Genomic DNA, 13,941 nt, shown 5'->3' with positions numbered 1-13,941 from the left:
ATGCCCCGGACAACACGCCAGAACCTTGAAGTTTTACTTGAGACTTAGTTTCTCCACGGAGTCTAACACCCCACCACACCCCCGCACAGCCTTCAGGACAGAACGAGGATCCAGATCGCGATGTGGTGCAGTCCCCCGGCCACGATCGTCGCGGCGTGGAACACCTCGTGGAAACCGAACCAGCGCACCGAGGGGTTGGGACGCTGCCGGCCGTACACCACCGCCCCGGCGGAGTAGACCAGCCCGCCGACCACGATGAGGATCCCCGGCACCACCGGGATCGACTCCACGAAGCCCCCGAGCTTCAGCACCGCCAGCCACCCCAACGCCAGGTAGACGACCACGTCCAGCCAGCGCGGGTGGCCGATCCAGAAGATGTTCATCGCCACCGCGCCGATCGCCAGCACCCAGCAGACCGGAAGGATCCACAGCCCGTCCGACCAGGAGTCGAAGGCGAACACGGCGATGGGACCGTAGGTGCCGGCGATGAAGATGGCGATCATCGAGTGGTCCGCCCGACGCCACGCCTGCACGGTGGCCTCGCTGCGCCACGGGGCACGGTGGTAGAGCGCGGACACCGCGAAGAGCGCGATCAGGCACAGCGAGTACAGCGCGGTGATCCAGGACAGCGCGGCATTACCGTGCAGCATGAATGCGGCGGCGGTCAGGGCCGTCCCGGTTCCCCCGAAGTACCAGGCGGCGTTCTCGTGGAGCCGTCCCCGCATGAAGGGCCGCGCACCGCGGTCCACCGCCGTGAGCCGGCGACCGTTCCCACTGTGCCCGACGTGCGCCCGCTCCCCCTGCTGCCCCGGTTGGTTCTCTTCTGTTTCCATACTCGCCGAGTGTATGCCTACGGCCCGGGAGATGGTGATCATCTCCCGGGCCGTGGGGGCACTGCTTCAGTCAGGCTCTCAGTCAGGTCAGCAGACGACCTGGCCGGCGCGGTAGCAGACGTTCAGCGCGTCGAGGATCGACGTGCGGGCCTTCTGCAGCTCCGGGGTCCACAGCGTCCAGTTGTGGACGCCGACCGTGGGGTAGCTGGCCGTCACGTTCGCGCCGGAGGCGCGGGCGGCGAGCTCGAAGGTGGCGGTGGATCCGCGGGAGCCCCACTCCAGGCCGATACCGGCGATACCGCCGACCGGGTTGGCCATGAAGTCGTCGCGCGGGCCGGGGATGCCGGCCGCCGCGGAGATGTACACCGGCATGCCGGACAGCTTCGGCGCGTTGAGCAGCGGGTCGTTGGCGAAACGCATCGGGTGCAGCGGGTGACCCCACATGTCCCAGATGTTCGCGCCGCGCGAGCCCTCGTTCATGGCGAACTGCAGGGCCATGTACATGCCCGGGGCTGTGGTGTTCAGGTAGCCGGACAGCGAGGTGACCTGCTTGAACTGGTCACGGTGACGCGAGGCGAGGTTGATCGCCGCGGTACCGCCCATCGACAGGCCCACCAGCGCGTTGTTGGTGCGGCTGATGTTGAAGTTCTGCGCCAGCTGCGCGGGCAGCTCACTGGTGAGGAAGGTCTCCCAACGCGGCTTCTTCGGGGTGGTGGAACCGTTGAACGGGCCGATCCAGTCCGAGTAGAACTGGGAGGCGCCACCGACGGGCATGACCACGTTGACGTCGTCGTTGACGAACATCTCCGGGGCGTGGCCCTGGTAGGTCCAGGCGTTCCAGTCGTCACGGGCACGCAGCCCGTCGAGCAGGTACATCGCGGCCTGGCTGTTCGAGCGCTTGATCTGGACCTGGATGTCCTGGTTCATCGACGCCGACCAGAACCAGCAGTTCTGGACGTAGTAGTTGTAGTTCGCCCAGGTACAGCGCGGTCCCAGCGTCGCCCGCTCGTCTGCCGAGGCAGTCGGGGCCACGACGGCGGCCAAGCCGAAGGCGGTGCCGATCGCGACGATCAGGGCCATGATCTTGCGGCCCAGCGAGCCGGTCGCGGACCGGTGCTTTCCGGTGGCAGTCGTCATGTTTTCCTTTACTTGCGGTTGTTCAGTCAGCGTCGTCAGGGTCGTGCAGGTCGTCTCTAGTCAACGAACCGGACGTTACCAAACAGTGATCTTTTCCGCCAAGAATATCGTCAAGCCCGCCCCAAGCGTTACGCCAGGGACGGGCCAGCGGGATGCCAGGTTCGACAGGCCCCTAGGTAACGGCCGGAATCACGTACACGGCCACCGCGATCGTGGCGACCCACAGCAGCGCAAGGGCCTGCAGCGTCCTGTCGCTCAGTGCGATCTCGTCCGGTGCACCACCCTCGCCCCGGTCGACGTCCGCGGCGTAGCGCAGGATCGCCACGGTGAAGGGCACCATGGAGACCTGGTACCAGACCGAGGCGTGACCCGGGTGCTGCTGGCTCATGTCGAAGCCCCACAGGGCGTAGGCCAGCACCACGGCCGTGGCGGACAGCGTCCACACGAACCGCAGGTAGGTCGGAGTGTAGCTCTCCAGCGACTTGCGGATCTTCGCGCCCGAGCGCAGCGACAGCTTGAGCTCCGCGTACCGCTTGCCGGCGGCCATGAACAGCGAACCGAACGCGGCGACCAGCAGGAACCACTGGGACAGGTCGATGCTCGCGGCCACGCCACCGGCCATGGCGCGCAGCATGAACCCGGAGGACACCAGCGCGATGTCGATGACCGGCTGGTGCTTCCAGCCGAAGCAGTAGCCCAGCTGCAGCCCGATGTAGATGGCGATGACGATCGCCAGCGAGCCGCCGTTGGACGCCAGGAAGCTCAACCCGATGGCGGCGACGATGAGCACCACCGCCATGGCGTAGGCCAGGCCCACCGGAAGCACGCCCGCGGCGATCGGCCGGTAGCGCTTCGTGGGGTGCTGACGGTCGGACTCCACGTCCTTGGCGTCGTTGACCAGGTAGATCGACGAGGCGCCGAGGCAGAACACGACGAAGGCGATGATGATGTCGGTGATCACCCGCCCCTGGAAGAGCAGGTCACCGCCGGCGGCCGCGGGCGCAGCGACGACGAGGACGTTCTTCACCCACTGCTTGGGGCGCAGCGCCTTGACCATCGCCTCGGGCAGGTTGCGCGGGGCACGGTGGCCGGTACCGGCACCGGTGTCCTCCGTCGACTCCTTGGCGTAGGTCTGGTCCTCCCACTCCGCCGGCTCCTCGAGCCCGGAGGTGTGCGGTTCGGACCCGATGAACACCTGACGCTCCCCCGGACGCTCGTTGGTGTCGTTGGACTCGGTGGGGTCGAATTCGGGGTCCGTCCCGGGTCGGGTCATCGGTTGATCTCCTTCGCAGTTCGGTGGACGGCCTTCTCGGTCGCCACCCCGAGGGCGACGCCGGCGAGGACGTCGGTGGGGTAGTGCACCCCGAGGACCAGGCGGGACGCCATCATCACCGGCACGCCGGCGAGCGGCAGCCGGGACCCGGTGACCCGGGTCAGCGACGTCAGCGCCGCGGCGGTGGACGTGGCGTGTGACGAGGGGAAGCTCAGCCGCGACGGCGTCGCCACCCCGACGCGGATGCGCGGGTCCGAGGGCCGGCGGCGTCGCACGACCCGCTTGAGGACGACGGACGCCGCGTGGGCGGTGAACGCCGAGACGCCCAGCTCCACCCAGGGTGCCACGCCGGCCGTCGCGCCGGCCGTGTCCTTACGTCCGCGCACGGCGGCGACCGCTGCGCCGGTGCCGGCGAGGGCGAACCAGCCGAGCGCGTGCTCGCCGAAGTGGCTCAGCCCGCGGGCGGTGGCGAGGACGGTACGGTCGGCCGGCGCCTTCAGGACGGCGTCCTGCACGGCGACGAGCACGTCCGCCTCGGAGCGGACCGCAGAGGTCATGACGTCTCCCCCGGCTCGAAGATCTTCGCCCAGGCGTCCACGCTGGTCAGCTCGGGGTGTGCCACGCGGTAGCGCTGCCGCATCTCGTCGAAGCGGGTCGCCACCTCCTTCTGCAGGCGCGCGGACTCGCGGGCCAGGTCACGGGCCTTGTCACGGTCGCGCTTGCGGTAGACCACGCCACGGCCGTCGGCGGTGGTCACGGTGACCCCGTCGAGACGGCCGAGGGAGAACCAGCGGGCCTCGATCGGGGGCAGGTTGACCTGCGGCACCTCGTGGTGGTGCGGGTCGGCCGGGCGCAGGTTGTTGGCCACGACCTTCGCCAGGCGCGAGACCTTGGCGAACGGCGACAGCGGGATGTCCGTCAGCTTCGCCGGTCCACCCACCGGGGCGGGCAGCTGCGCGGCGGACGGCACGACGACGGCGTCCGGGTACTGCTTGCGCAGCGCGTTGATGCGCGGCAGCGCGGTATCGAGGATGTCGAAGAGCTGGTCCGGGCCGGCGAGGAAGTCCTTCATCGCCTCGTTCTGGATCGCCACGGTGGAGTACTCCAGGCACATGAGGTGCTTGGCGGTGGCCTTCGTCATCGAGGTGATGATGCCCGTCGGGCTGCCCTCGTGCTGCAGGGCGGCGACGATGAGCCGGTTGCGCAGGTGGAAGTAGGCCTGCCAGTCGATGGCGTCGTCCTTGTCGGACCAGGCCATGTGCCAGATCGCAATGCCGGGCCAGGACGCCGTGGGGAAGCCGTGGTCGCGGGCGCGCAGGCCGAACTCGCCGTCGTCCCACTTGATGAACAGCGGCAGGGGCTGGCCGATGGTGTCGGCGACGACGCGCGGGATCATGCACATCCACCAGCCGTTGTAGTCGGCGTCGATGCGGCGGTGCAGGTCCTTGGAGTCGACCGCCTCGCCGGAGGCGTTCTCCCCGTACTCGCCGCGGTCACGCAGCGGGTGGTTGTAGAAGTCGTGGTCGTAGTGCGTGTGCGGGGCGGCGGTCCACATGAAGCTGCCACGGTCGATGATCTCGCCCATGGTGTGCAGGTGGCTGCGCTCCTGCAGGTTCAGCATCTGACCGCCGACCAGCATCGGCGAGGTGGCGTAGCGCGACGCCGCCAGGGAGCGCAGCACGCTGTCCGGCTCGATGGCGATGTCGTCGTCCATGTAGAGGATGAACGGGCTGTCGGTGCCGCGCTCCGGGTGACGCGCCTCGTACATGATGCGCGAGTATCCGCCGGAGCCACCGAGGTTGCCCTGCACCGGCATGCGCAGCCGGTCGCCGTAGTGCTCCTCGACCGCCGGGAAGCCCGGCTCGTCCTTCGGGTGCTTCGTGCCCTGGTCGGGCATGATCAGCGTGTCCACGACCGAGTCGACGACCGGGTCGGACGACAGCGCCTCCAACGCGGCGACGGCGTCCGCCGGACGGTTGAACGTGGGGATGCCGATCGTCACGCGCGGCTCCGGGGCGGGCAGGACGTCTCCCGCCTTGAGCGTCTTCTTCCCGCCGGTGACGGGATCGGTCACCACGGTGTCGGAGACCACGCGCTGCTCCCCGGCGTCCTTCGTGGCGAACCAGCCGGCGCTGTGGATGACGGTCTCGGACTCGCAGGTGATGTCGAACCAGATCCAGCCGCCGTCCTCGAACGGGTCCAGGGACATGGTGAACTCCGCGACACCGCGGCCGTCCTCGTCGACCTCCACGATGCCGCCGGTCACGGCGATACGCGAGCCGTCGATCTTGGAGCGGTAGATGTCGATGCGCGCGTCGCCGGTGAGGTCGACGCGCAGCTGCACCTCGTCGAGCTGGCTCCACCGGCGCCAGTAGGACGCGGGGAACCCGTTGAAGTAGCTCTCGAAGCTGATCTCCTCGCCCGCGGGGATGCGGGCGGACGTGCGCGACAGGGCGGTGACGCGCCCCGGGGTCTGCTCGTTCTCCACGATGTAGAGGGAACGCACGTCCCGCGGTTCACCCCGCTTCGGCAGAATGACCCGGGCGAGGCGCCGCGGGTCGTATCGATCCTCGCTCCCGACGGCAGCCCGGTCGCCGGACTGGTCGCTCATCTCAGTGGTTGCGCTCATGAAGTTCTACGCCGGCCTCCGTTAGACAGTTGTACGCCGCCGATTATTCCCCATCAGCACCGCAGGGACGTAGTCGGGCACGCTGCATACGCCTGTGAGTCCTCTGTGGGTTCGGGCAGGGACACGGGTGCAGATACGGGTGAGGGTACAGGTGCGTAGCCTGGGCGGGCATGAATGACAGCAGAACGATCGTGATCACCGGCGCCAGCGACGGCATCGGCGCCGCAGCGGCGCGCCACCTGGCGGCGTCCGGCCACCGGGTCGTCCTGGTCGGCAGGTCGCCGGAGAAGACACGCGCCCTCGCCGACGAGCTGGACGCCCCCTACCACCTGGCGGACTTCCAGCACCTCGACCAGGTGCGCGACCTGGCGTCCGACCTGCTCGACGCCTACCCGCGCATCGACGTGCTGGCGAACAACGCCGGCGGCATCTTCTCGCAGGAGACCACGCAGGACGGGTACGACAAGACGTTCCAGGTCAACCACCTGGCCCCGTTCCTGCTGACGAACCTGCTGCTCGAGCGGCTACGCGAGTCGCACGCCACGGTGATCCAGACCGCCAGCATCGCCGCCCGCCTCTTCGGGGACCTTGATCTCTCTGACCTCGACAATTCAGGGAAGTGGAGCGCGAACAAGGCCTACGGCGACGCCAAGCTGGAGAACATCCTGTTCACCGGCGAACTGGACCGCCGGTTCGGCGACGAGGTCAACGCCGTGGCCTTCCACCCCGGCGTTGTCAGCACCAGTTTCGCCTCGGACACCTCCAGCCTCATGAAGATCGTCTACCACCTCCCCGTGGTCTCGAAGCTGCTGATGACCAGCCCCGAGGACAGTGCACGCCTCCTCATCGACCTGGCCCTGGGCGAGCCCGGCACCGATTTCACCCCTGGCGGCTACCACGAGCGCGGGAAGCTGGCCACGAAGGTGAATCCGCAGGTCCACGACGCGGCACTGGCGGAGGGGCTGTGGGAGCGCAGCGCGGAGCTGACCGGGGTGGGGCGCCCGTAGGTTTCCGCACCGACATCCCCGTCGGTACTTTAGGGTGGAAACATGACCGCCGAGATCCTGTCCCGCGACGACCTGTCCTTCCTGCTCCACGACTGGCTGCGTGTCGAGGAACTCACCGACCACGCGCCGTTCGCCGAGCACTCCAGGGACACCTTCGACGCGATGCTCGACGCCTCCCGCGAGCTGGCGGTAACGTCCTTCCGCCCGCACATGCGGGCCTCCGACCTCGACGAGCCGACGTTCACCAGCCGCGACGGCAGCGTCCACACCCACGAGGCCATCGCCCCGGCACTGCGCGCCTTCGCCGACTCCGGCCTCGCCGCCGCGTCCTTCGGGGAGGAGCACGGCGGGGTCGACCTGCCGCTCACCGTGTCCCGCGCCTGCTTCGCCTGGGTCCAGGCCGCCAACATCGCCACCGCCGCCTACCCCATGCTCACCATGGCCAACGCCGCCCTGATCATCGCCCACGGCTCCCCGCAGCAGGTGACCGACTACGCCGACCCGCAGCTCGCCGGAGTCTTCAGCGGGACCATGTGCCTGTCCGAGCCCCACGCCGGTTCCTCGCTGGCCGACGTGACGACCCGCGCCCGGCGCGACGACGACAGCGGTACGTGGCGCCTCACCGGCACGAAGATGTGGATCTCCGGCGGCGACCACCAGATGACCGACAACATCATCCACCTCGTCCTCGCCCGCACCGGCGCAGCCGGGGTGAAGGGACTGAGCCTCTTCATCGTCCCGAAGGTCCTGAAGGACGGCGAGCGCAACGACGTGACCCTCGCCGGCCTCAACCACAAGATGGGCTACCGCGGCACCACCAACACCCTGCTCAACTTCGGCGACGGCACGCACTCCCCCGGCGGGTCGGCGGGCGCGGTCGGCTACCTCGTCGGCGAGGAGAACCGCGGGCTGCAGTACATGTTCCACATGATGAACGAGGCCCGCATCGGCGTGGGCACCGGCGCGGCCGCCCTGGCGATGACCGGGTACCTGGAGTCCCTGGACTACGCGCGCAACCGCCCGCAGGGCCGGCCCGTCGGTGCGAAGGACCCCGCCCGGCCGCAGGTGCCGATCATCGAGCACGCCGACGTCCAGCGCATGCTCCTGGCGCAGAAGGCCTACGCGGAGGGGTCCATGGCCCTGTGCCTCTACGCCGCGAACCTGGTGGACCGCTCCACCGTCGCAAGCGGTGAGCAACGCCGACGGTTCGACCTGCTGCTCGACGTGCTCACCCCGGTGGTGAAGAGCTTCCCCTCCCAGTACGGGCCCGCCGCCAACGACCTGGCGATCCAGGTCCTCGGCGGTGCCGGCTACACCCGCGACCACAACGTGGAGCAGTTCTACCGCGACAACCGGCTCAACCCCATCCACGAGGGCACGCACGGAATCCAGGGCCAGGACCTGCTCGGACGCAAGGTCGTGATGCAGGACGGCGCGGGCCTGCGCCTGCTCGCCGAGACGATCACCGCGACGGTGGACGCCGCCGCGGCGTCCTTCCCCGCGTTCTCGGACGCCCTCGCCGCCCGCCTCGCACGCCTCGTGGAGGTCACCGCGACGTTGCGGAAGGACGGGGACGCCTCAGCCGCACTCGCCCACGCGACCGACTACCTCGAGGTCACCGGGCACGTCGTGGTCGCCTGGATCTGGCTGGACATGGCACACGCCGCCCGTGAGGCCGGCTCCCCGCTGGCGGCCGGCAAACGGGCCGCCGCCGAGTACTTCTTCACCCGCGAACTCCCCCTCGTCGACCCGGTGCTCGACCGGCTCGCGCACCCGGACTCCCTGTTCACCGGACTGGACTGCGCTGATCTGTGACGCCGTGTGACGCCGTGGCTACCCGACGGTCTCAGCGTGCCGGGCGCACCACGGCACCGCCGTCCAGCGCCTCGGACAGGTCGTCGAGGAACCCTTCGTCCAGCGCCCAGCGGATACTGAGCGGACTGGGACCGTTGGTCGCCGAGGCGAGCGTCTCGTCCTCGAGGATGTAGTAGTTGCCGTCCTCGATCGGTCGCCACCGCGACATCGCCGGGGTCTCCAGCGTGTCCCGCGTCTGCTGCGCACTGCTCGACCAGCCGACGAAGAGGTCGGTGTCGACCCGTCCGACGTTCTCCAGACTGACGGTGCCGAAGAAGGAGTCCTCCTCCTCCAGGTCCATCGAATCGGCGAGGTTGGAGCTGTCCACCAGGCCGAACTCCCGCAGGAAGGCGACCCGCGGGTCACCCGACACGTAGAGGCCCAGCTCCTGGGAACCGCCGTCGAAGGTCAGCCCGTAGACGAAGGACGAGTCCTGCAGGTTCGGGTACTCCGCGGCCTCGTCCGCCATCGCGGTCTCGGTCTCCCCGATGAGCTCGGCACCGCGCTCCTGCTCCCCCATCGCGGTGGCCACGGTCTCCGTCAGTTCCTGCCAGCTACCGGACTGCCAGGGGCTCTCGGTGTAGGCCACGGTCGGGGCGATGTCGGTGAGACGACCGTAGTCGACGTCGGTGATCCCGGAGTGCGGCGCGAGGATGAGGTCGGGTTCGGTGGCCGCGATCTTCTCCACGTTGATGCTCCCGTCCTCGGAGTCGGTGAGTTCGGGCATGTCGGCGTCCAGGACGTTCTCGACCTGGTCGCGGAACCACGGGCTGAACCCCTCGTCGTCGCCTCCCCAGGTCTCGTCGACCCCCACCGGGGCGGTGCCCAGGGCGGCGACGATGTCGTGGGTGATCCATCCGATGGTGACGATCCGCTCCGGCTTCTCCGGGATCTCCGTCTCGCCGTAGACGTGTTCCATGGTGACCGGGAAAGTGCCGGATCCGCTGTCACCGCCACTGCCGCCCGAGCTGTCCCCATCGTCGGACCCGCATGCGGTCAGTACCGCCGCCGACGCCAGCGCCACCGCGCTCAGCATCCCCAGCCAGGCCATTCGCATGCCCTGCACTCCACCTGTTTTTGTCATGGTCCCACTCCTGTTTTTTCTGCTTTTTCTGTTGTCATGTTGTCGTCCCGCGAGGAACTCACCGCACGGTGCGGAAGTACTGCGGGCCGCGTCCGGTGACGCGTTTCATCGCCGTGCTGAAGGCACTGGCGGAGGTGTAGCCCACCTTCCTGGACACCGCGCCGACCGGCGCGCCGTCCGACAGCAGCCGCACGGCCTCGGACATGCGGGCGGCCGTGCGCCACTCGCTGAAGGTCATGCCGGTGTCCGCCCGGAACGCCCGGGCGATGGTGCGCCCGCTGGTGTTGAGGATCCACGCCCAGTCGTCCAGGGAGCGGTCGTCGTCCGGACGTTCCATGACGTGACGCATGATCGGCTGGATCAGCCGGCTGTCCGGCAGCGGCAGTTCGAGCCCCGGCAGGCACGGCTCGGACATGAAGTCCAGGCACAGCCGCTGCGCCCGGAACCGCCGGTCGCGTCCCATCGCGTTGTAGGCCATCATCACCAGCATTTCCCTGGTGGCGGCGTTCACCGCGACATCGTGCACCCGGTCCGCCGGCCCCTCCCACGCGTCCGGTCGCACGTAGACCGCGGTCAACGTGCTGGACGCACCGGTGTCGGCGGCGTGCCCCACGCCGGCGGGCACGAAGACCCCGTGCCCGGGCGGGAGGTGGTGACGGTGCCCGTCCACGTCCACGTAGGCGCTGCCTCGCATCGGCCAGAAGACCACGTGGTGGTTGAGGTGGTGGTGCGTGTCCCCCGTGCAGACCTCCGGTTCGAGCGGACTGGGGTAGCGCAGTTCCCGCATCGTGAGCAGGTAGTCTCCGGGGATCAGGTCGTCCTGCTCGGCGGACATCGGCGGGACGGACTCCGGCGCGTCGAGTACCGCGCCCTGCAGCACGGTCACAGCCCGTTCGTCTCGTAGAGGCTGTCGACGAGGTCGGTGACCTCGTCGGGGTCGCGGTCGCTGTCGCAGAGGTCACGGACCTTGTCGGCGAACTCCTCGCCCAGCGCGTCGTAGGCGGCGATCCACCGCTCCTTGTCGTGGACCCAGTAGCCCATCGTCGTCGCCGCCGTCCGGGCCAGGCCCTTCTCCTCACGCAGCTGCCGGCGCAGCGTCCGCGAGACGCGGGTCTCCGTGCCCACCCACACCGCGGCGTCCTGCGGGATGTCCAGGTCCGACAGCGCCTCCGGCAGACGGGAGGGACCCACGCCGTTGCCACCGCCGGGCAGCCAGACGCATTCGACCTCGCCGCGACGCGGCGCGACCTCGTACCCGGCGTCCCGGACCTCGCAGACGAGGGTGGACGTCATGCCCGCCGGAGCGTCCTCGCAGATCCGCAGTGCCGCCGGCAGGCCCGGCTCGTCGCAGAGCAGGACCTGGTGGGTGGCGTCCTGCGCCCGCCGGTACACGGCGACAGGCTCGGTCAGGCCGACCTCGCCGCCGACCTCGACGGTGGTCGCCCACGTCGTCGCCACGCCGGTGCCGTGGACGACGAAGTCGACGTCCACCTCACCGGGACGCCAGTCGCGGATGGTGTAGGTGCGCATCTCCGAGGCCTCGACGCCGTCCGCGTACACCCAGCCGGTGCCCTCCACACGCGGCAGGCGGACGGGCTCGGTCGGGGCGTCCGGGAAGAAGACCCGCACCCACTCGTCGCCCACGTCCGTGGTGGGGTAGTCGGCCATGTCCGGTCCGCCAAGACTTACCCGCACCATCGCCTTGCCGACCCTCGTCACCGCCGTCACCCGGGCCCGGTGAATCCGGGGATCGGAACCTCCCTGACCTGCATCCACGCGTTTCTCCCGCCGTCCGCGCAGCACCCTGGCGGGTACCGCTGCACTTATTTTCGCTAAGGCAACCCTACATGTACCGGTCTTCGCGCAACGGACAGGTCACCTCGCACAGACGTCAGGGATGCGGTGCTGCCACGACCGGCGCCCCGGGCGCAGGGCTGTCGTGAAACAGACACAATCTGTCCGATGCCCGCAGATACCGACGGTTAGCGTCGACTCCATGTCATCACGAGGACGTTTCACCGCACCGCTGCTCGCCGGCCTGTGCGCCGTATCCCTGACCGCGCTCGCCGCCTGCTCGTCGGACGAGGACTCCGCGACGGGTGGCGACTCCGGCGCCGACACCATCACCTTCGACTACGCCGACCAGCAGGTGGAGATCCCGGCGGACCCGCAACGGGTGGTCTGCATCGAGACCCGGCTCTGCCCCGAGTTCGCCGAGATCACCGGGCTCAACCTGGTGGCGACCCCCGAGATCACCGCGGAGTCCGCACAGAACAACGTGGTCAACGACGACCTGCCGGACACCGTGACCAGGTACGACTTCAACACCACCGACCCGGACGCCGAGGCCGTGGCGGACATGGACCCCGACCTGATCATCACCACGGCCGCCTGGTTCGACACCTACGACAGCGAACAGCAGCAACGCCTCGAAGAGATCGCCCCCGTGATCGGACTCGACGGCGACCTCGCCCGGGATGCCAGGGCGTCCTCCCTCGGAGACGACGCCTGGCTCGAGCCACTGCTCGACCAGGCCGAGCAGATCGGCAAGAGGGAGGAGGCAGAACAGAGCATCGCGGACTACCACCGCGTCGTCGAGGCCGGCGCCGAGGACCTCGGCGAGTACGCCGGACAGACCATGGCCATCGTCGCACTGCAGGACGACCAGTTCGTGCTCGAGGACGAGAACCTCGCCCCCGAGGTGCTCACCGACCTGGGCTTCACCGTGCTGACCGACAGCGGGTCACGCGAAGCCGACGGATCGCTGCGGATGTACAGCAAGGAGAACCTGAACATCCTCACCGAGGCGGACGTGATCCTGGTGCAGAACCCCGACTCCGCCGTCGCCGACGACACGATCTGGAAGAACCTGCCCGCCGTGGTCGACGGCAAGACCCCGCAGCTGCTCTACAACCACCGCGCAGGGTACTCGAAGGTCGGGGCTGACTTCGCTGACTACGTCGTGGACCAGCTCACCGACTGACAGTCGAGCGCTACCCCGGCGCTACCCCGGCGCTACCCCACCGAAACGGACAGGACATCCGCGATGTCCTCGACCGCCCAGGAGAGGCTCAGCGGCGTCGAGGTCGCCAACGCCAGGCCCACGTCCGGGTCCTCGATCACCGAGGCATCACCGTCCGCGACCGGCCCCCAGGCGGCGAACGTCCGGTCGGCGTCCACCGCGGCGTCCCACTCCTCGCGGCTGACGGTGCTCACGTTGGTGTCGGCGTCGGTACTGATCAGCCTTTCGACGGCGACGTTGAAGCTCGACTCCCCGTCCGCCTGCTCCGCCAGGGCGGCCAGGTCCGGCGACGGGGTCAGACCGAGCTTCTCCAACGTCCCGACCCGCGGGTCCGCCTCGGAGAAGATCACGACCTGGCCGTCCGTCGGGAGGAAGCCGTAGAGGAAGGACACCCCGGACAGTTCCGGGTGGGAGTCCGCGACCCCGCTGATCTTCTCGTCCAGCTCACCGGTGATCTCCGCCGCCCGTTCGGCGCGGCCCAGCGCCTCACCGACCATCGTCAGGTGGTCCTGCGCGGACGTGGCCCAGGGCTCGTCCGGGAAAGCGACCGTGGGGGCGATGTCGGTCAGCCGGTCGTACTCCTCGGCGCTGATACCGGAGTTCACCGCGAGGATCAGGTCGGGTTCCTGGGTCGCCACGAACTCCGTGTCGACCTCACCACGCTCCAGCGACTCATCGGTCGCCGGCAAGGGTGCGCCGAGTTCCTCGACGGCCTCGCGGAACCACGGGTGGTACTCGGCGCTGTCACCCTCGCCACCGGCGATGCCCTGGGCGACCGGGACGGTGCCGAGCTGTACGGCGAGGTCCGCGCCGCCCCACCCGACCACGAGGACACGCTCCGCCTGCTCCTCCACCGTGGTCTCCCCGTAGGCGTGGTCGATGGTGACGGGGAACGCGCCGTCGTCGGGTTCGGCGAAGACGCGTTCCGCGCCGTCGCCTGAGCCGGACGAGCCGGACGTCTCGTCCTGCGCCGAAGAACATCCGGCGAGCAGGGCGGGGACGGCGGCGAGCGCCAGGACGGCGACGGCCGCACGGCGGCGTGCCGGACGGACCCGTCGCGGCAGGGTGGTGTTCATGTGACTCCAGTCATCGGGAATAGGGG

At 69.2% G+C, this 13,941-nt stretch carries 12 protein-coding genes; 3 read left to right on the top strand and 9 right to left on the bottom strand.

All coding sequences use genetic code 11. The annotated features are described in order from the left end of the window. Positions 1-92: 92 nt before the first annotated feature. The 5 genes from trhA to ACT3UN_RS12775 form a co-directional block, all read right to left on the bottom strand. Positions 93-725, bottom strand: coding sequence for a PAQR family membrane homeostasis protein TrhA (gene trhA / locus ACT3UN_RS12795; RefSeq protein ID WP_301441679.1), 633 nt, complete (start codon positions 723-725; stop codon positions 93-95). A gap of 195 nt (positions 726-920) precedes the next feature. Further along, on the bottom strand, positions 921-1,970 hold the full coding sequence (locus ACT3UN_RS12790; protein WP_444657229.1) for an alpha/beta hydrolase: 1,050 nt from the start codon (positions 1,968-1,970) through the stop codon (positions 921-923). 172 nt (positions 1,971-2,142) lie between these two features. Then, entirely contained in the window at positions 2,143-3,243 is a 1,101-nt protein-coding gene (locus tag ACT3UN_RS12785; protein ID WP_301441666.1) for a decaprenyl-phosphate phosphoribosyltransferase, read from the bottom strand. Beyond that, the gene (locus tag ACT3UN_RS12780) at positions 3,240-3,800 is read right to left on the bottom strand and encodes a phosphatase PAP2 family protein (protein WP_301441667.1); all 561 of its coding nucleotides are present in this window, start codon (positions 3,798-3,800) and stop codon (positions 3,240-3,242) included. The genes ACT3UN_RS12785 and ACT3UN_RS12780 overlap by 4 nt, the downstream gene beginning before the upstream one ends. Next, positions 3,797-5,854, bottom strand: coding sequence for a glycosyltransferase (locus tag ACT3UN_RS12775; RefSeq protein ID WP_301441680.1), 2,058 nt, complete (start codon positions 5,852-5,854; stop codon positions 3,797-3,799). Before ACT3UN_RS12775 ends, ACT3UN_RS12780 begins: the two co-directional genes overlap by 4 nt. Before the next feature lie 188 nt (positions 5,855-6,042). On the opposite strand from ACT3UN_RS12775, the gene ACT3UN_RS12770 reads away from it, so the two are divergent. Next, complete coding sequence (locus ACT3UN_RS12770) at positions 6,043-6,879, top strand: SDR family NAD(P)-dependent oxidoreductase (RefSeq protein ID WP_444657228.1); 837 nt, start codon at positions 6,043-6,045, stop codon at positions 6,877-6,879. A gap of 42 nt (positions 6,880-6,921) precedes the next feature. Then, positions 6,922-8,694, top strand: coding sequence for an acyl-CoA dehydrogenase (locus ACT3UN_RS12765; protein ID WP_444657227.1), 1,773 nt, complete (start codon positions 6,922-6,924; stop codon positions 8,692-8,694). Between the two features lie 31 nt (positions 8,695-8,725). On the opposite strand, the gene ACT3UN_RS12760 is transcribed toward ACT3UN_RS12765, so the two are convergent. From ACT3UN_RS12760 to ACT3UN_RS12750, 3 genes are read right to left on the bottom strand one after another with little or no spacing between them, the layout of a single operon-like run. Then, positions 8,726-9,817 (bottom strand): ABC transporter substrate-binding protein, encoded by a 1,092-nt coding sequence (locus ACT3UN_RS12760; protein ID WP_444657226.1) that lies wholly within the window; start codon positions 9,815-9,817, stop codon positions 8,726-8,728. A gap of 58 nt (positions 9,818-9,875) precedes the next feature. After that, entirely contained in the window at positions 9,876-10,703 is an 828-nt protein-coding gene (locus ACT3UN_RS12755) for a helix-turn-helix domain-containing protein (RefSeq protein ID WP_301441671.1), read from the bottom strand. After that, the gene (locus ACT3UN_RS12750) at positions 10,700-11,545 is read right to left on the bottom strand and encodes a siderophore-interacting protein (RefSeq protein WP_444657225.1); all 846 of its coding nucleotides are present in this window, start codon (positions 11,543-11,545) and stop codon (positions 10,700-10,702) included. The genes ACT3UN_RS12755 and ACT3UN_RS12750 overlap by 4 nt, the downstream gene beginning before the upstream one ends. 268 nt (positions 11,546-11,813) lie before the next feature. Here ACT3UN_RS12750 and ACT3UN_RS12745 point away from each other — a divergent pair, with 268 nt between their 5' ends. Continuing rightward, complete coding sequence (locus tag ACT3UN_RS12745; RefSeq protein ID WP_444657224.1) at positions 11,814-12,800, top strand: ABC transporter substrate-binding protein; 987 nt, start codon at positions 11,814-11,816, stop codon at positions 12,798-12,800. Positions 12,801-12,832: 32 nt separating this feature from the next. On the opposite strand, the gene ACT3UN_RS12740 is transcribed toward ACT3UN_RS12745, so the two are convergent. Then, on the bottom strand, positions 12,833-13,915 hold the full coding sequence (locus ACT3UN_RS12740; protein WP_444657223.1) for an ABC transporter substrate-binding protein: 1,083 nt from the start codon (positions 13,913-13,915) through the stop codon (positions 12,833-12,835). Positions 13,916-13,941: the final 26 nt, after the last annotated feature.

The organism is Corynebacterium sp. AOP12-C2-36, assembly GCF_052379185.1.
Classification (GTDB): Bacteria; Actinomycetota; Actinomycetes; order Mycobacteriales; family Mycobacteriaceae; genus Corynebacterium.
This window is presented reverse-complemented; position numbering and strand designations above follow the sequence as displayed.

Coding starts and splice junctions, on each gene's coding strand:
- trhA (WP_301441679.1), bottom strand. CDS start 725: ATGCGGGGACGGCTCCACGAGAACGCCGCCTGGTACTTCGGGGGAACC.
- ACT3UN_RS12790 (WP_444657229.1), bottom strand. CDS start 1,970: ATGACGACTGCCACCGGAAAGCACCGGTCCGCGACCGGCTCGCTGGGC.
- ACT3UN_RS12785 (WP_301441666.1), bottom strand. CDS start 3,243: ATGACCCGACCCGGGACGGACCCCGAATTCGACCCCACCGAGTCCAAC.
- ACT3UN_RS12780 (WP_301441667.1), bottom strand. CDS start 3,800: ATGACCTCTGCGGTCCGCTCCGAGGCGGACGTGCTCGTCGCCGTGCAG.
- ACT3UN_RS12775 (WP_301441680.1), bottom strand. CDS start 5,854: ATGAGCGACCAGTCCGGCGACCGGGCTGCCGTCGGGAGCGAGGATCGA.
- ACT3UN_RS12770 (WP_444657228.1), top strand. CDS start 6,043: ATGAATGACAGCAGAACGATCGTGATCACCGGCGCCAGCGACGGCATC.
- ACT3UN_RS12765 (WP_444657227.1), top strand. CDS start 6,922: ATGACCGCCGAGATCCTGTCCCGCGACGACCTGTCCTTCCTGCTCCAC.
- ACT3UN_RS12760 (WP_444657226.1), bottom strand. CDS start 9,817: ATGACAAAAACAGGTGGAGTGCAGGGCATGCGAATGGCCTGGCTGGGG.
- ACT3UN_RS12745 (WP_444657224.1), top strand. CDS start 11,814: ATGTCATCACGAGGACGTTTCACCGCACCGCTGCTCGCCGGCCTGTGC.
- ACT3UN_RS12740 (WP_444657223.1), bottom strand. CDS start 13,915: ATGAACACCACCCTGCCGCGACGGGTCCGTCCGGCACGCCGCCGTGCG.